The following is a 16,509-nucleotide window of genomic DNA, read 5'->3' as shown; positions in this document are numbered from 1 at the left end:
GGGAAATTTCCAACCACCCGAGGACCCCCGATGCTGACCAAGACCTGCAGCCTGATCGCCCTGATCGCCGCCTGCGGTGCCTCTGCCGCGCTGGCCGACGCCGTTGAACTGGGCCCCCGCCCCTATTACCTGATCGACCGTATGGAAGACGGCGCGCTGAAGGACAAGCTGGCCGCCTGTGCCGACACCCCGGCCAAGCGCACCCTGTTTTCCATCGGTCACCGCGGCGCGGCGCTGATGTTCCCCGAGCATACCGAAGAAAGCTATCGCGCCGCCGCGCGCATGGGCGCGGGAATCGTCGAATGCGACGTGACCTTCACCGCCGACAAGGAACTGGTCTGCCGCCACGCCCAGAACGACCTGCACACCACCACCAACATCCTGGCCACCGATCTGGCCGCGAAATGCACCACGCCCTTCGCCCCCGCCATGGGCGAGGACAGCGCCAAGGTCGAATGCCGCACCTCGGACCTGACCCTGGCCGAATTCCAGAGCCTCAGCGGCAAGATGGACGCGGGCAACAAGGCCGCGACCACCGCCGAGGATTACATGAACGCGACTGCCCCCTGGCGCACCGACCTGTACGCCACCAACGGCACGCTGATGACCCATGCCGGGTCGATCGCGCTGTTCAAGGAGCTGGGCGTCAAGTTCACGCCCGAACTGAAAAGCGCCTCGGTCGAGATGCCCTATGACGGTTTCACCCAGGCCGATTACGCCCAGAAGATGATCGACGACTACAAGGCCGCCGGCGTCCCCGCCTCGGATGTCTGGGCGCAAAGCTTCAATCTGCAGGACATCCTGTACTGGATCGAGCACGAGCCCGAGTTCGGCGCGCAGGCGGTCTATCTGGACGACCGCTATGAAGCCGTGGAAGGCGATGGCGGCCTGCTCGACCCGATGAAACCCGAAACCTTCCAGCCGACGATGCAGGAACTGGCCGACATGGGCGTTCAGTACATCGCACCGCCGATGTGGATGCTGGTGACGCTGGAAGACGGCAAGATGGTGCCGTCGGCCTATACCGAACAGGCCAAGGCCGCCGGGCTGAAGATCATCACCTGGACGCTGGAACGCTCGGGCCCGCTGGCGACCGGCGGTGGCTGGTATTTCCAGTCGGTGGCCGACACCATCGACAATGACGCCGACTATTTCGAAATCCTCGACGTGCTGGCGCAGGACGTGGGCGTCGAAGGCGTGTTCAGCGACTGGCCCGCGACCGTCAGCTATTACGCAAGCTGCATGGGCCTGAACTAGGCACGGGCGCAGCCGGAACGACGAAGGGGCGGCCCGCAAGCCGCCCCTTTTGCGTTTTCAAACCTTCGCACGGGCGTCACGGAAATTTTACACCGCCGCGGCATTCAGACACCGTTCATCATGATGCCGGGACCTGTGCGGCAAATCGAATTTAGATCAGAATTTTCATCACTCTCGGGGGTGGCCGCAGGGCCGCCCCCTTTTCGCGCGTCAGCCGCCGTATTTTTCCAAGAACGCCTCGATCTCCAGCACCCGGAAATCGCTTAGCGCCGCGCGCAGCGCAGCGTGCGGCCAGTCCCACCAGGCCAGTGCAATGATCCGGTCGGCGATCGGCGCGGCGAAGCGTTCGCGCAGCGGTGTGGCCGGCACCCCGGCCACGATCATGTAGGGCGCCACATCGCGTGTCACCACCGCCCCCGCGGCCACCACGGCGCCATGGCCCACCGTCACCTCGGGGCGGATGATGGCACCGTGCCCGATCCAGGTATCATGACCGATCGCAGCGCGGCGCGAACGGCGATGGGCGAAGAAGTCCGGGTCGTTTTCCGCATCGTCCCAATAATCGGCCGAGCGGTACAGGAAATGATGCAGCGCGGCGCGGTGCATCGGGTGATCGGTCGGACCGATCCGGGTGAAGCTGGCAATATTGGCGAATTTGCCGATCGTCGTGTTGGCGATGTCGGCATAGCGGTCGCAATAGGAATAATCACCGAATTCGGAATAGGCGACGCGCGAGCCCTGCCCGATCTCGACATAGCGGCCAAAGCGGCTGTCGGTGATCGCGCAGTCGGAGTGCACAAAGGGTTGGTCTTCGCTCAGACGGGGCATGGCCGGCTTTCGTTGCGCCACAGGATTTCATGCCTCCGGCGGGGATATTTTCACGAAAAAGAAACAAGGATCAATGCCCGCCCTCGTCGCCCTGGATCAGGCGGCGGCGCAGCAGGCCCGACAGCCAGTCCATCAGCATCACCATCAGCACGATCAGCACGATGTAATAGCTGACCTCTTCCCAGTCCTTCTGGGTGTTGATCGCCTGGGTCAGCAGCAAACCGATACCGCCGCCGGTGATCGCGCCGATGATGGTGGCGCTACGGGTGTTGGATTCCAGATAATACAGAACCTGGCTGAGCAGCACCGGCGTGATCTGCGGGATCACCCCGAAGCGGTAGCGCTGCATCGGGCGCGCGCCGGTCGATTGCACGCCCTCGATCTGCTTGTCATCCACGTTTTCCAGCGCTTCCGAGAACATCTTGCCGAAGCTGCCGGTATCGGTCAGCAGGATCGCCAGCGCGCCGGTCATCGGGCCGGGACCGAAGGCGCGGGACAGGATGATGGTCCAGATCAGCCCGTCCACCCCGCGCACGAAGTCGAATACCCGGCGCACGCCGAAGCGCAGCGTCAGGATCGGCGTGAAGTTCTTGGCCGCCAGGAAGGCCAGCGGCAGCGCGATCAGCGCCGCACCCATGGTGCCCAGAAAGGCCATCAGAATGGTTTCGAACATCGCCCAGGCCACCTCGCGGTGGCGCCACATGGCGTTGGCCCAGAAATCCTGCCACGCGCCGGCTAGGTTGGTCCGGTCAGGATCGAGCTGCGGGCCGAACAGGATCTGGCCCGGGCCGCGACCGTGATAGGGACTGTCGAGGGTGAAAAAGAACATCTCCCACCCCGCGAAATAGCGGAACACCTCGGTCCGGTTGCGGGTGACGGAGACGCGCCCGGCCTCGCTGGTGATCGCCAGCCGGTTTTTCGACAGGTTGATCCAGCCCGGCACGGTGTCGGGGTCGAGGTTGGTCTCTACGCCCCGACCGCTGGGATGCGCCGTGATCTCGCCAAAACCGGGCACGTCATAGCGCATTCCCCCATCGGCCAGATAGGTGACAACATGGCCGTGCCCGAGGTCGACCACCGTGGCGCCGCCCTGCGCATGAACCCAGGCCGGGAAGGTGCCGGGGGGATAGGTGCCCTTACGCTCGCCCTCGATCGCGACGCTGACATCGCCGGTGCGGTTGTCGCGGGTCACATGGGTCTTGTAGCTATAGCTGTCGGCGACCAGGGTGCGGGCATTGTCCATCCGCGCATCCCGTGCCAGCCCGATCAGATCGAAGGCAAAGAAAATGTAAATCAGATAGGCCAGCACCACCGCCGGCAGCCCGAAGGCCATCAGGCGCTTGCGCACGAACAGTGTGTCGGCCTGCAGTTTCAGCGCCTCGGTGCTCATGCGCGGCCTCCGCGGGTCAGTCGGTTGCGGTAATAGCTGGACAGCTGATCGAAAAAGACGATCGAGGCGAACAGCAGGATGAAGATCGCCGCGGCCTCGTCGAACTTGCCCTGGCCCCAGCTCATCGCGTTTTTCAGGTCATAGCCGATGCCACCCGCGCCGACGAAGCCCAGGATCGCCGAGGCACGGATATTGATCTCGAACCGTAGCAGGGTGTAGCTGAGGTAGTTCGGCGCGACCTGCGGGATCACGCCCAGCCACATCTGTTGCGCCCAGCTGGCGCCGACCGATTGCAGCCCCTCGACCGGCTTGAGCGACGCGTTTTCGTTAACCTCGGAAAACAGCTTGCCCAGCGCGCCGGAGGTGTGAAAGGCGATCGCCATCATCGCCGGCACCGGGCCGCCGCCCAGCACGAAGATCAACACCAGCGCGATCACGATCTCGGGTATGGCGCGCATGATGTCCATGGCCCGGCGGAACACCGGGATCAGCCGCGGATACCGCGCCAGCCCGCGCGTCGACAACAGCGACAGCACCTGACCGAACGCGCCGCCCACAAGGGTGGACACGGCGGCGATGTTGATCGTTTCGATCAGCGACGGGAAGAAATGCACCAGATGGGCCGGCAGAAGCTCTTTCTTCTGCCACGCCTCGGATACAACCATTCTGGGAAAATCCAGAATATTGTGGAACCCGTCCCAAAAGCCGCCGGCGTTGCGATGATCGGCCAGCACGAAGCCCGAAATCAGCAGCAGCATGAAGACCGTCACCGTCAACCCGCCATACAGGCGTTTGCGGCGCGTCAGTTCTATGTAATGGGCGCGGATGTCGGGTACCCGCGCGTCGCCGGAAGCTGTCAGATCTGTCATGCGGGGTGCTTTCAAACAGAAAGAACGGGCCCCGGCATCCGGGACCCGTTCGCAGCGTTACACGCTTAGTTGGATTTCGCCTTGCGAGCTTCGATGATCGACAGATAGGCGTCGTGGGTGATCGGGTCGAAGCCCAGCGATTCACCGGCGGAGATGCTGTAGGTGCAGTCCTTGTCAGTGTCATACATGCCGTCGATCAGGGCGGTCATCTTGGTCTTTACGTCGGCAGGCAGCGCCGTGCGCAGCACGATCGGGCCTTCCGGGATCGGCTTGGAGCGCCAGATTTCGACCAGGTCGTTCATGTCGATCAGGCCGGCGTCGACCGCCTTGCGCAGCGCGCCCGAGTTGAAGCCGTCTTCCCAGTTGCCCTGGCCGTCGGCCCAGGTCACACCGGCATTCACGTCGCCGTTGTTCACGGCAACGATGGTCTGCTCGTGACCGCCGGTGAATTTGACTTCGCCGAAATAGTCACCCGTCTCCATGGAGGCGCCGGTTTCCATCGGGATCTCGATCGAGGGGATCAGATAGCCCGAGGTGGAGTTGGGATCGCCAAAGCCGAAGCTCTTGCCCTTCATGTCGGCCAGCGAGGTGATGCCGCTGTCCTTGCGGGCGAACCCGATCGAGTGATAGCCGTAGGAGCCGTCGAGGTTGATCTTGACCAGAACCGGCTCGACCGCCTCGGGATCTTCGAGGAAGGTCTTGGCATAACCGGACGCGCCCAGCCAGGCCATGTCGATGGTACCGCCCAGCAGGCCCTGGATCACGCCGTTATAGTCGGCCGGTGCGAACAGCTTGACCGGAACGCCCAGCGTTTCCTCGGTATAGTTTTTCAGGCATTCATGGCTGTTCAGACGGTCCTGGGCGTTCTCGCCGCCGAGGATGCCGATGCGGAATTCCGTGATGTCTTCAGCCATGGCCGGTGCGGCCAGGGTCGTGGTGGCCACAAGGGCAGCGAGCAGTCTTTTCATCTTGTCTCTCTCCAGGTTGAATGTGCTCCGCAAGGGTGCGGCGCCGATGAAAACTCAGATCGTTTCGCGGGCCTCCATCATCGCGCGCGTGTTTTCGTCCAGCGCGTCGATGGAGGTGGAGGTCGCCGCCTCGGAGAACGAGGCATCGGCGCCGTAAATGTCGCGGGCCGCGCCGGTGGTCAGCTGATCGGGGGTGCCGTCGAACACGATCCGCCCGTCGCGCATCCCGATCACGCGGTCACAATAGCGCCGCGCCGTATCAAGCGTGTGAAGGTTGGCGATGACCATGCGGCCGTCTTCTTCGTGAATGCGGCGCAGCGCGTCCATCACCACCTGGGCATTCATCGGGTCCAGGCTGGCGATGGGTTCGTCGGCCAGGATGATCTTGGGATCCTGCATCAGCGCGCGGGCGATCGCCACCCGCTGCTGCTGGCCGCCCGACAGCGCCTCGGCCCGTTTGGAGGCCTGCTCGGCTATGCCCAGACGGTCCAGAATGTCGATGGCACGGTGAATGTCGGATTGCGGGAACAGGTTGAACATGGTGGCCAGGGTCGAGCGGCGGTTCAGCGTGCCATGCAGCACATTGCTGACCACATCCATGCGCGGCACCAGGTTGAACTGCTGAAAGATCATCGCGCATTCGGATTGCCAGGCCCGCTTGGCCCCGCCCTGCAACGACAGGATGTTGCGGCCTTCGAAATTGATCGCGCCGGTGCTGGCATCGGTCAGGCGGTTCATCATCCGCAGAAAGGTGGATTTGCCTGCACCGGACCGACCGATAATGCCGATCATCGCCGATTGCTCGACGGTGAAGCTTGCATTGTCCACCGCGATGTTCCGCCCGAAAGCCTTCGTGACGTTTTCGACGCTGAGCAGCATGTCATCCCCAATTGACTGTCCTCGGGCCGGATACAGGTGGGGTGCGAAGTGAATGTTTCAGTTTTCTGAAGGTTTTGTGACGCCCTGCGGGAAATGCGAAATACCCGCCACTTCAGGGCGGACATGAAAAAGCGGGCGGCCCAATCCGGACCGCCCGCCAGTACCGTGTGAGTGGTGGCGCTTGCGTTACTCGAATGACCGCAGATAGGTAATCACGGCCGTGCGATCCTCTTCCTTCTTCAGTCCCGCAAAGGACATCTTGTTCTTGGGAAGATATTTCTTCGGATTCTCCAGATAGCCGCTCAGCGCCTCGTCATCCCAGACGAGCCCCTCTTCGCCGGCCTCGGCCATTGTCTTGGAGTATTTGAAACCCTCAACGGCCCCCGCCGCGCGGTGATAGACACCGTTCAGAACCGGGCCGGTCCTGTTCTTGGCACTCTCACCCACCTGGTGGCAGGCCTTGCACTTCTTGAACACCTTTTCCCCCGCAGCGACCATTTCAGGGTCGAGCGCGGCGGTTTCAACCGCAGCCGGGGCGTCTTCCACCACGTCGGGGGTTTCAGCGGCGGCGGCCTCCTCGACCGCGACAGCCGCCTTGGCGGTGGTCTCTTCCGGGGTCACGTCCAGAACCGTGGCTTCCATCGTGATCTCGACCGTGTCCTTGCAGTTCTCCATGCAGGGCGCGGCGCTGAACAGCGGCAGTTCGGTCGCTTCGCGGTCATCGACGATGAAGCCGTCCGCGTTGGGCATTTCCACATCCAGGAAATTCGCCTTCGACAGAACGAAGTCGTCCTCTACCAGATCGTTGGAATACAGGATGTAGGCCACGATCGCATAGACCTCGTCCGCGCTCAGGGTCTGAGCGTCGCCAAAGGGCATCGAGCGGTGGACATAGTCCCAGGTGGTGGACAGATACGGCCAGTAGGAACCGACCGTCTTCAGCGGATCTTCGCGATCCAGCGTATCCTTCCCGCCGGCCAGCTTCGGCCAGTTACCCACACCTTCGGCAAAATCGCCGTGGCAGACGGCACACTTGTCGGCAAAGATCATCTCGCCATCCTCGACCGAACCGGAACCTTCGGGCAGGCCCAACCCGTCGGGGCGCACGTCCTTGTCCCAGGCGGCCACCTCTTCGGGCAGCGCCGGACGGCCAAGGCCAAGCGGCTCGGCCAGCGCGGCGCCTGCGGTCAGCGATGCGGCCAGCGCCGTGCCGATCAAAAGATTACGATACTTCGACATTCTCTGCCTCCCCGCTCGGCTTGACCCACCAAGTCTGAATGCAATTGTTGTGATAGACCGAGTTCAGCCCGCGGACCTCGCGCAGCTGGGTCTTCGTGGGCTGCACATAGCCGGTGCTGTCGATCGCTCGGCTTTGCAGGAACATTTCCGAGCCGTCCCAGTCATGATCCAGATAGAACCGGGTCAGCGCCATGTCCTGGCCCGGCGCGGCCAGCCGCGCCTCTTTCCAGTTCTTGCCGCCATCGACCGACACATCGACGCGGGTGATCGCGCCGCGGCCCGACCAGGCCAGGCCGGTGATGACCAGCGGCCCCTTGCCATGGGTGATCGGCATCTGCGGGCTGGGGCTGGTGACGACGGATTTGGCATCCATCACCCAGGTCCATTTGCGGCTGGTGCCATCCTCCAGCGTGTCGGTGTATTTGCTGGTCTCTTCGCGGCTTTCCCAGGGCTTGTCGCCCACTTCGATGCGGCGCAGCCATTTGACCCACATGTTGCCTTCCCAGCCGGGCACGCACAGGCGCACCGGATAGCCATGCTCCATGCGCAGCGCCTCGCCATTGGCCTTGAAGGCGACAAGGCAGTCGTCCAGCGCCTTTTCCAGCGGGATCGAACGGCCGTTCGACGAGGCATCCGCCCCTTCGACATAGACCCACTTGCCCTCGGGCTTCACGCCCGCCTCTTCCAGCAGAGTGCGCAGGGTGACGCCGGTATATTCCATGTTGTGGATCATGCCATGCGTGAACTGCGACCCGTTCAACTGCGCACCCGCCCATTCCATGCCGGTGTTCGCCGCGCATTCCAGGAAATAGGTCCGCGTGACGCGCGGAAACCGTTCCAGATCGGCATAGGTGAACACCAGCGGCGTATCGACCAGCCCGTTGATCATCAGCCGGTAATCTTCCTTGCGCAGCTCGATCGCGCCCGAATGGTGGCGTTCGAAGGCGCAGCCCTGGGGGGTGATCGTGCCGTCCAGCGCATGAATCGGCGTGAAGTTGATCGAGCTGATCGTGTCAGCGGTCAGCCATTCCACGTTGCGGCGCACCACGTCGCCCTCATACTTGATCGGCAGGCCATAGGGCGTGGCGTCGACGCCGTCGCCCAGGCCCTGCGCCCAGGGCTGGATCTCGGTGATCAGCGGATCGCCCGCCGCATGGGCCGCACCACCGGCGGCCACGGCACCACCCGCGGCAAGCCCGGCTTTCAAAAAGCCGCGCCGGGTGGTCGTGGGGTCTGACTTGTCCGTCATATCTGCAACCTCCTCTGAAGATGCGTGGGTTATATTCGGTTTGTTCGATGTATGAATGCGATGATCGGTCACGCCCCGGTCACCTTGACCGATTTGTTCGGATCGATACTGACCGTGCCCATGCGCTTGACGTAGCTTTCCACCACATCCCAGATCGCCGGGCCTTCGGTGCCCTCGTTCACGCTGGCCCAGCCGGACACGACATAGCTCTTGGCCGGGTCGATCGCCTCGCCGGTTTTCAGCAGCGTCATGTCGGTGATGCGGCTGCCCTGCGGCTTGCTGACGTCGATGTGATAGCCCATGCCGCCGACGCGCACCATGTCCCCGCCCTGCTGGTAATAGGGGTCGGGGTTGAACAGGTTGTCGGCCACGTCCTCCAGGATCACGTGGATCGTTTCGCCGGTCATCTCCGACCGATAGGCCGCCGGATAGGACATGGAGGTGGCGTTGAACAGATCCTCGCGGGTGATCGCATCGCCGGGCAGCAGGCTCGGCCCCCAGCGGAAACCGGGCGACAGGGCGATATCGGCCTCACGCTCATCAATCAGCGCGTTGCAGATCAGATCGTCCCAGGTGCCGTTGAAATTGCCGCGCCGGTACAGCAGGCTGTCGGTGTGGCCCAGAACCTCGGACATCTCGGCCTCGTAGGGCGCGCGCTGTTCGTCGATCAGGGCGGCGACCTGTTTGTCGGGGGCGATCACGTCGGAAAATACCGGGATCAGCTTGTGACGGAAGCCCATGAGCTGACCGTTCTGCACATCCAGATCCAGTCGGGTCACGAACTTGCCGTTCGAGCCCGACGCGATCAGCATCGTACCGCCGACCATCACCGGCTCGGGCAGCGCGTCATGGGTGTGGCCGGTCAGGATCACGTCGATGCCGGGCACCTGGGCGGCCATCTTGCGATCGACGTCGAAGCCGTTGTGCGACAGCACCACCACCAGATCGGCGCCGGCGTCGCGCACTTCCTGCACTACCTCGTTCATGCGCTCTTCGCGCACGCCGAAGCTGAGGCCGGGGAACATGTATTTCGGGTTGGCGATCGGCAGATAGGGGAAGGCCTGGCCGATCACCGCGACCTTGGCGCCGCCGCGTTCGAACATCTTGTAGGGCTCGTAGGCCGGTTCGTCCCATTCATTGTCGAAGATGTTGGCCCCCAGAAAGGCGAAATCCAGCCCCTCGACAATCTCGTTCACCCGGTCCACGCCCAGGGTGAATTCCCAATGGCTGGTCATCGCGTCGGGCTTCAGCGCGTTCATGACATTGACCATGTCCTGCGCGTCGGTCTTCAGGCAGGTATAGGAGCCGTGCCAGGTATCGCCGCCATCCAGCAACAGCGCGTCGGGCCGGTCGGCGCGGATCGCGTTCAGGATCGTCGCCACCCGGTCCAGCCCGCCCATCCGGCCATAGCTTTTGGCCAGGGCCGCGAAATCGGGATAGGTCAGCGCATACGCCTCGGGCGTGCCGGGGGTCATGTTGAACATCTTCAGGAAATCGGCGCCGGTCACATGCGGCGGCAGCCCGTTCACGGCCCCCACCCCGAGATTGATCTCGGGCTCGCGGAAATAGACCGGTTTCAGCTGGCCATGGATGTCGGTGACATGGATCAGGGTGATGTTGCCATAGGTGTCAAACCCCAGAAGATCATCCTGGGTCAGCACCTGCTGGGCGGCCAGTTTCGACCAGTTGCCCACGCCCGAAGCCCCATAGATCGCCGAAGCGGCCACGGTGGCCTGCAAGAAATCTCGCCGCGAAATCATGTTCGTCGTCTCTCCGTTCAGGTTGCAAACTGCCGTCCGGCAAACGCAAGGCGCGCGTGCCGGTGGCGAGAAGCTTGGTAAAGGAACTAACGAATGCCCCGCGCGAAACAGGTCCGCGCGGGGAAGTGTGCTTAGTTACGCACCGAAGGGCCTTCGACCGACAGGCCGTTGCCGCGCGAGGCGACGTAAAGCTCCAGCGCGATGAACTCGGGCGAGCCTTCCTTGAAGGTCTCGGCGCGGGTGTCGCGGATGCAGCCCTTGAACCGGTTGTGGATCGAGTTCAGCTTGGCGTTCTTCAGGCGATAGGCCGGAAAGCCGTTGATCTGGCCCTGGCTCAGATGGTCCGCCCGGATCAGATTGTCATAGTTGTCCTCATGACAATTCGCACAGGACAGTTCGAGCTGACCGTAGCGGGTATAGTAGATTTCCTTACCCTTTTCCCAGGTCTCGGCCGCCGGGCCGTCGATCTTCACATCCACCGGCATCCCGCGCGACTGCAGCGTGATCAGGGCGGTCGTGTTGACCATGGAGGCGGAATTCCAGCCCCATTTCTCGGCGCCCATGCGGTTCTGGCGACAGTCGTTGATGTACATTTCCATCGTCCAGACTTCGCCGGCCGCCTCGTTATATTTCGGCATCACCGCACGCAGACCTGCCAGGCTCTCCGGCCCTTCGTGGCAGGAGGCACAGGACTTTCCCTCGGACCCGTCAACCGCGTTCCAGGTGTCGATCCCCTGATCGACAAAGATCATGCCGGGGTTATCGAAGTCATCCATCTGCAGCGCCTGGGTCTCGTCGGAACGGAAGGTCCAGCCGGAGCGGATTTCGTCGATATATTCCATATGCGCGGGCGCCGCCGTACGGGTCACAAGCTCGGTTTCCCCGTTAATGACGAGCTGGGCGTTTTCATCAGCCGCAACACCGCCTGCGCCAAGCGCAAGCAGTGCAACCGCGGACGTCACGGCCTTGAGCGAAAAAAGTTTCATGCGTTTCCTCCCTGAATGTATGAAACCAGCCGCTCAGCCGATCGCGATCGGCTTGGCGTCCTCGTAGACCGAGCCGTCATCGTCGTACCAGGTGAACTTGAATTCACCGGCTTCGGGCACCAGGGCCTCGAACTCGAAATACGGGTTGGTCGAGATCGCGGCCTCCAGCGTCACGTCGATGACGTTCTGCCCGTTGAAGTCGCAGGTGAAGCGGTTGATGATCGACCGCGGGATGACGTTTCCGTCCTTGTCCTTGCGCTGACCCGATTCCATCGGGTGGCTGATCAGCGTCTTGATGGTGATCGATTCACCAGCCGCCGCCGTTTTCGGGACCTTGACGCGGGGTTTTACACCAGTTGCCATTTTTCAGTTCTCCTTAAATCAGCCGCCGCAGCCGCCGATGGTGACTTTCACGGTGTTCGAGGCGGTCGCGAAGCTGCCATCGGCCATTTTGGCGATGGCGACCACGTCCTGCGTGCCCGCCAGGCGGATACGGGTCGAGGCGCTTTGCGAGCCGGCCAGCGGACCGAAGTTGAAGGTACACACCCCAGGCGTCGGGTTCCCCGAGGCCAGCAGCATGACCGATACCGCACCCGGCGCGTCGACGCTGACCGGAACGGTGTTGCCGTTCTCGGCGATCTCGGGGCTGGTCAGGGTCACGCCGGTATCGGCCATTTCGGCCCCGCCGGTGAAGGCGGCGATCGCCTCGTCCACACTGGCCATGGCACGGATGGGCAGCGCGATGGTTGCCGCGACACCGGCCCCAAGCGCAATCGCCCCACGTCTTGTCAGTTCCATTGCTCTCTCCTTGATAGGGGGAAGATCCGCTGCGGGATCACTCCTCTTTCAGCGTCATCAGATAGGCGACGACATCCTCGATCTGCTGCGCCGACAGAAGCGGCGGCATCGGATCGGATTTTGCTGCCTTGCCGGTATATGCGTCACCGGGGCGGATATAACCGGTCGTCTTGTAGAAGGACGGCATCACGGTGCCATCATAGGTCATCTTGGCATTCGCGACGATGCCGCGAAGCTCGGCCTCGGTCCAGCGATCCGCGACGCCGTCCAGTACCGGGCCGACCTCGCCGTGGAACGGTACGTCCTCGACCATTTCGGAAATCGCATGGCACGACACGCAGTTGCCAAGGCTCTTGGTGCCCGCGATCTTGCGGCCGGACGCGGCATCACCGGGCGTCCCGGTCAGCGACTCGGCGATTGCGCCATAATCGTCGAACGAGACGTTCTGCGGTGCCACTTCGGCCGAAGCGAGGCCGGTTCCCGCCACAAAACATGCGGCAGTCAGGATTGCGCGTTTCATTAAAAGACTCCTCCCAGTGTCTTTGTCCGTCCGCCAGAACGTAGCGGAGGCATCCAATGGTATGCAACAACAAATCTTGTTTTTTGCATACCTCCTTCACGTTCCTTCACGATGAAGTGTCGCATCACACTGACGGCAGCGCGGGATTCGTGCAAGACTCAGTCGCCTTGCGGCTGATCCTCGGCGATCTTGCGCGCGAGGTACTTCTGAAAATGCTCGTCACCCTCATAGCCTTTCTCCAGAACGAAGTTCAGCAGGCTCTTGGTGGTATACTTGCCGAAGGCGCCGGGCATGGTCACCACGGCGGCGCGGCCGGCGTTCCCCTCCTCGGGCGTTTCGTCGGGCATGAACATCATCGTCGGCGTGAACATCACGCCCCAGCGCCGCGCCATTTCCTTTTCCGGCAGCGTGGTGCCGTCGAAATCGGTCACCTCGACATCGCCGAACAGGTTCATCTGCACGACGAAATACTCGTCGCTCAGAATCGCCCCGATCCCGGGATCGGGGAACACCTCTTCGTGCATCTTCTTGCAATAGATGCAGCCGCGCTGCTCCCAGATCACCAGCAGGCGCTTACCCTCGGCGGTGGCGGTGTCCAGATCGTCCGACATGTCCTTGAACGTGTCCTGCAGCCAGTCGGGCTTGTGCAGCCCATCGTCGCCCATCGGGGCGGTGGCAAAGGCCGGGGCGGCCAGCGCCAGCATCCCGGCAATCAGAAACGAGGTCAGTTTCATTCTGTCAGTCCTCCCTGCATTTACCCGATGGATGTGAACCACGGGACATATTCGATCATGAATTGCGCGATGTAGGAGATCGAGTTGGTGGCGATCAGAACCCCGAACAGGATCAGCATCACCCCCATCGCCTTTTCCACATAGCCCATATATTTGCGGTTGCGCTGGACCCAGCCCAGGAACGGCCGGGCAAACAGCGCCGCGATCACGAACGGCGCGGTCATCGACAACCCATAGACCAGCAGCAGCAACCCGCCGCGCCAGATGTCGCCCATGCCGCTGGCCACCATCAGGATCGCCGCCAGCGCCGGGCCCACACAGGGTGTCCAGCCGAAACCGAAAGCCAACCCCATCAGATAAGCGCCCAGAATGGTGGTGGGCTCGGCCTTGCTTTCGATCCGTGCCTCCCGGTACAGGAACGGAATCCGCACGATCCCCAGAAAATGCAGCCCGAACACGATCAGCATCGCCGCGGCGACATAGGACAGCGGCTGTTTCCACTGGGCAAAGGCCTGGCCCAGTGCGGTCGCCCCCATCCCCAGCGTCACGAAGATCGACGTGACCCCCAGCGCAAAGAACACCGCCGACAGCACCAGGCGCCGCTGCGCGCCCGGCGCGATGCTGTCATCGCTGCGCAACTCGGACATTGAAATCCCGGCCATGTAGCACAGATAGAACGGAACGATCGGCAGGATGCAGGGCGACAGAAACGACAGAATCCCGGCTAACGCCGCACCGCCAAAGGAAATATCTAGCACCATGGCCCTCCCTTGCCGTGATTGCAGAAACAAATTACGATGTTTCTATCTTTCGGGAAAGATACAATGAAGCGAATTCTTACCGGCCTTGCCGGCCTTCTGATCGCGTTGACCGCCCTGACGCCCCCCGCGCGGGCCGATTTGCAACTGTTGATGTTCGAGCAGGCGGGCTGTGCCTATTGCATCATGTGGGACCGCGAGATCGGGCCGATCTATCCGCTGACCCCCGAGGCCGGGCTTGCGCCGCTGCGCAAGGTCGATCTGCGTGCAAAGCTGCCCGCGGATCTGACGATCCGCAGCAAGCCGGTTTTCACCCCCACCTTCATTCTGGTCCGTGACGGGGTCGAGGTGAGCCGGCTCGAAGGCTATCCGGGCGAGGATTTCTTCTGGGGGCTTCTGGGCAAGATGCTGCAGCAGCAACCCGAATGGGAGGCCGCCGCCGCAGAAGGCTGAGGCGGAAGGTTGGGTTTGCCGCACTTGCATTCTTGCAACGCCCGGCGAACTGCGCCTGCGACCGAGTCGCATTTTGATTTGGGCCATGCTATTGCTCTTTGAAATGCCCGCAAAGAACGTGACGAAACACAAGAGCGGGCCGCGCGGCGGCCCAGGGATGCGACAGACAATGGCACAAGCAGTTCACCCATTCGATATGCGCGCAGGCGACGACGCCGCGCAGGCCCACTGCACCCCGGTCATTGCCGACGATATGGTCAGCCAGGCCGAGGCCGCGTCAAGTTTCCTGAAGGCGCTGTCGCATGAAGGACGGCTGATGATCCTGTGCCACCTGTCCACCGGCGAAAAGACCGTGACCGAGCTGGAGACGCTGCTGTCGTCGCGTCAGGCTGCGGTCAGTCAACAGCTTGCCCGGCTGCGTCTTGAAGGTCTGGTCGCGCATCGGCGCGAAGGCAAGGCGATCTATTATTCGCTGTCGGACGACCGCGCCCGGCGAATGATCGAACTGGTTTACGACATGTTCTGCGGGTCGGCATAAGACCGACGGACAGAGGGCCGCGCACGGCCCATAGGGAGGATAGCATGGACATGCTTCCGATTGGCGCCATTGCCGCGCTGATTGGTCTGGCCACCGGCGCCGTTCTGGGGCTGGCGGCCCGGCTGGGCGATTTCTGCACGCTGGGCGCGATCGAAAGCGCGGTCTATGGCGGCGATCAGCGCCGTCTGCGGCTGTGGGGCATCGTGCTGGCCACGGCGATCTTTTCCACCCATCTGCTGGCCGGGGCCGGGCTGATCGACCTGGGCCAGACCATCTATCACGCCATTGCCTGGAACCCCCTGGCCAGCATCGTCGGCGGCGCGGTGTTCGGCTACGGCATGGCGCTGGCGGGCAATTGCGGCTTCGGCGCGCTGGTCCGGTTCGGTGGCGGCGATCTGCGCGCGATGGTGGTCGTGGTGGTGATGGCGGTGTTCGGCTTCGTCACCCTGAACGGCCCGCTGGCCGAACTGCGCATCCTTGCCTTTCCGCAATCCCCCGCCACCCAGCCACAAGGCTATGCCGGGCTGATCCACGGCCAGCTTGGCATCCCGCCGCTGGCCTTTGCCACGCTGGTGGCCGTGGCCGTCGCGATCTGGGCACTGTCGCACGCCCCTTTGCGCCATGCCCCGCGCCAGATCGGCTGGGGCGTGGCCGCCGGGCTGTCGGTCAGCTTCGCGCTGTGGGGCACCAGCACGCTGAACGACATCAGTTTCGGCGAAATCCCGGTCGAGGGCCACAGCTTTACCGCGCCGCTGGGGCGGACCCTGCTGTGGCTGATGACCTCATCCTCGGGCGGTCTGGGCTTTGCGGTGGGGTCGGTGGCGGGCGTGCTGGCCGGTGCGCTGCTGGGCTCGGCGATCAAGGGGCATTTCCGCTGGGAAGCCTGCGAAGACCCGCGCGAACTGGGGCGCCAGATCTCGGGCGCGGCGCTGATGGGCGTGGGCGGGATCATCGCCATGGGCTGCTCGATCGGTCAGGGCGTGACCGGATTTGCCACCTTGGCCTACTCCGCCCCGGTCACGCTGGGCGCGATCTATCTGGGCGCGCTTTACGGGCTGCGCCGCCTGATCCTGGGGCATCAGCCGGACTGACCCGCCCCGACGGCCCCCGCATTCCGTGACGTAAGCCGGAGTCGAACCCGGCAAAAGATGATTCAGGTCAAATACATAACCGCCCCGCGCCCCATAGGTTGGCGCAAACTTCGCCGGAACCCGGCATGGGGCCGAACAATCCGGTCTTTTGCCAACGCGGCCTTGCGTTTTTTGACTTGCGGGTCAAAAGTT

General features: G+C 63.1%; 18 protein-coding genes. 4 read left to right on the top strand and 14 right to left on the bottom strand.

Going from position 1 to position 16,509, the window contains the following annotated elements:
- Window positions 1-30 precede the first annotated feature (30 nt).
- Window positions 31-1,257: a glycerophosphodiester phosphodiesterase family protein gene (locus ACSR1C_RS03775; RefSeq protein WP_460258007.1), complete on the top strand. Its 1,227-nt coding sequence runs from the start codon at window positions 31-33 to the stop codon at window positions 1,255-1,257.
- Between the two features lie 210 nt (window positions 1,258-1,467).
- Here ACSR1C_RS03775 and ACSR1C_RS03770 read toward each other — a convergent pair whose 3' ends face one another.
- From ACSR1C_RS03770 to ACSR1C_RS03705, 14 genes are all read right to left on the bottom strand, one after another.
- Entirely contained in the window at window positions 1,468-2,085 is a 618-nt protein-coding gene (locus ACSR1C_RS03770; RefSeq protein WP_460258006.1) for an LbetaH domain-containing protein, read from the bottom strand.
- A 70-nt stretch (window positions 2,086-2,155) separates the two neighbouring features.
- Window positions 2,156-3,475: a phosphonate ABC transporter, permease protein PhnE gene (phnE, locus tag ACSR1C_RS03765; protein ID WP_460258005.1), complete on the bottom strand. Its 1,320-nt coding sequence runs from the start codon at window positions 3,473-3,475 to the stop codon at window positions 2,156-2,158.
- Window positions 3,472-4,344, bottom strand: coding sequence for a phosphonate ABC transporter, permease protein PhnE (phnE, locus tag ACSR1C_RS03760; RefSeq protein WP_460258004.1), 873 nt, complete (start codon window positions 4,342-4,344; stop codon window positions 3,472-3,474). The genes phnE (ACSR1C_RS03765) and phnE (ACSR1C_RS03760) overlap by 4 nt, the downstream gene beginning before the upstream one ends.
- A 65-nt stretch (window positions 4,345-4,409) precedes the next feature.
- Window positions 4,410-5,312, bottom strand: a complete 903-nt coding sequence (phnD, locus tag ACSR1C_RS03755) for a phosphonate ABC transporter substrate-binding protein (RefSeq protein ID WP_460258003.1) — start codon at window positions 5,310-5,312, stop codon at window positions 4,410-4,412.
- A 54-nt stretch (window positions 5,313-5,366) separates the two neighbouring features.
- Window positions 5,367-6,191 carry a phosphonate ABC transporter ATP-binding protein gene (gene phnC, locus ACSR1C_RS03750; RefSeq protein WP_460258002.1) on the bottom strand — a complete coding sequence of 275 codons (825 nt, stop codon included), beginning with the start codon at window positions 6,189-6,191 and terminating at the stop codon, window positions 5,367-5,369.
- Window positions 6,192-6,377: 186 nt separating this feature from the next.
- On the bottom strand, window positions 6,378-7,430 hold the full coding sequence (locus tag ACSR1C_RS03745; protein WP_460258001.1) for a c-type cytochrome: 1,053 nt from the start codon (window positions 7,428-7,430) through the stop codon (window positions 6,378-6,380).
- Window positions 7,414-8,679, bottom strand: coding sequence for a sulfite dehydrogenase (soxC, locus tag ACSR1C_RS03740; RefSeq protein ID WP_460258000.1), 1,266 nt, complete (start codon window positions 8,677-8,679; stop codon window positions 7,414-7,416). The genes ACSR1C_RS03745 and soxC overlap by 17 nt, the downstream gene beginning before the upstream one ends.
- 68 nt (window positions 8,680-8,747) lie before the next feature.
- Entirely contained in the window at window positions 8,748-10,439 is a 1,692-nt protein-coding gene (gene soxB / locus ACSR1C_RS03735) for a thiosulfohydrolase SoxB (RefSeq protein WP_460257999.1), read from the bottom strand.
- Between the two features lie 131 nt (window positions 10,440-10,570).
- A complete protein-coding gene (gene soxA, locus ACSR1C_RS03730; protein ID WP_460257998.1) occupies window positions 10,571-11,425 on the bottom strand; it encodes a sulfur oxidation c-type cytochrome SoxA in 855 nt (284 codons plus the stop codon).
- A gap of 33 nt (window positions 11,426-11,458) precedes the next feature.
- Entirely contained in the window at window positions 11,459-11,788 is a 330-nt protein-coding gene (gene soxZ / locus ACSR1C_RS03725) for a thiosulfate oxidation carrier complex protein SoxZ (protein ID WP_460257997.1), read from the bottom strand.
- A gap of 18 nt (window positions 11,789-11,806) precedes the next feature.
- Entirely contained in the window at window positions 11,807-12,223 is a 417-nt protein-coding gene (soxY, locus tag ACSR1C_RS03720) for a thiosulfate oxidation carrier protein SoxY (protein WP_460257996.1), read from the bottom strand.
- 37 nt (window positions 12,224-12,260) lie between these two features.
- On the bottom strand, window positions 12,261-12,743 hold the full coding sequence (gene soxX, locus ACSR1C_RS03715; RefSeq protein ID WP_460257995.1) for a sulfur oxidation c-type cytochrome SoxX: 483 nt from the start codon (window positions 12,741-12,743) through the stop codon (window positions 12,261-12,263).
- 158 nt (window positions 12,744-12,901) lie between these two features.
- On the bottom strand, window positions 12,902-13,477 hold the full coding sequence (locus ACSR1C_RS03710) for a thioredoxin family protein (protein WP_460257994.1): 576 nt from the start codon (window positions 13,475-13,477) through the stop codon (window positions 12,902-12,904).
- Window positions 13,478-13,497: 20 nt separating this feature from the next.
- A complete protein-coding gene (locus tag ACSR1C_RS03705; protein WP_460258561.1) occupies window positions 13,498-14,235 on the bottom strand; it encodes a cytochrome c biogenesis CcdA family protein in 738 nt (245 codons plus the stop codon).
- A gap of 66 nt (window positions 14,236-14,301) precedes the next feature.
- Between ACSR1C_RS03705 and ACSR1C_RS03700 the strand changes: the two genes are divergently transcribed.
- The 3 genes from ACSR1C_RS03700 (at window position 14,302) to ACSR1C_RS03690 (ending at window position 16,317) form a co-directional block, all read left to right on the top strand.
- A complete protein-coding gene (locus ACSR1C_RS03700; protein ID WP_460257993.1) occupies window positions 14,302-14,688 on the top strand; it encodes a hypothetical protein in 387 nt (128 codons plus the stop codon).
- Window positions 14,689-14,941: 253 nt separating this feature from the next.
- Window positions 14,942-15,226, top strand: a complete 285-nt coding sequence (locus ACSR1C_RS03695) for an ArsR/SmtB family transcription factor (protein ID WP_460258560.1) — start codon at window positions 14,942-14,944, stop codon at window positions 15,224-15,226.
- Between the two features lie 44 nt (window positions 15,227-15,270).
- Complete coding sequence (locus ACSR1C_RS03690) at window positions 15,271-16,317, top strand: YeeE/YedE family protein (protein ID WP_460257992.1); 1,047 nt, start codon at window positions 15,271-15,273, stop codon at window positions 16,315-16,317.
- Window positions 16,318-16,509: the final 192 nt, after the last annotated feature.

Source organism: Actibacterium sp. D185-2 (genome assembly GCF_054954595.1).
The sequence above is the reverse complement of the archived record's forward strand: the minus strand, read 5'-3'. Positions and strand labels throughout refer to the sequence as shown.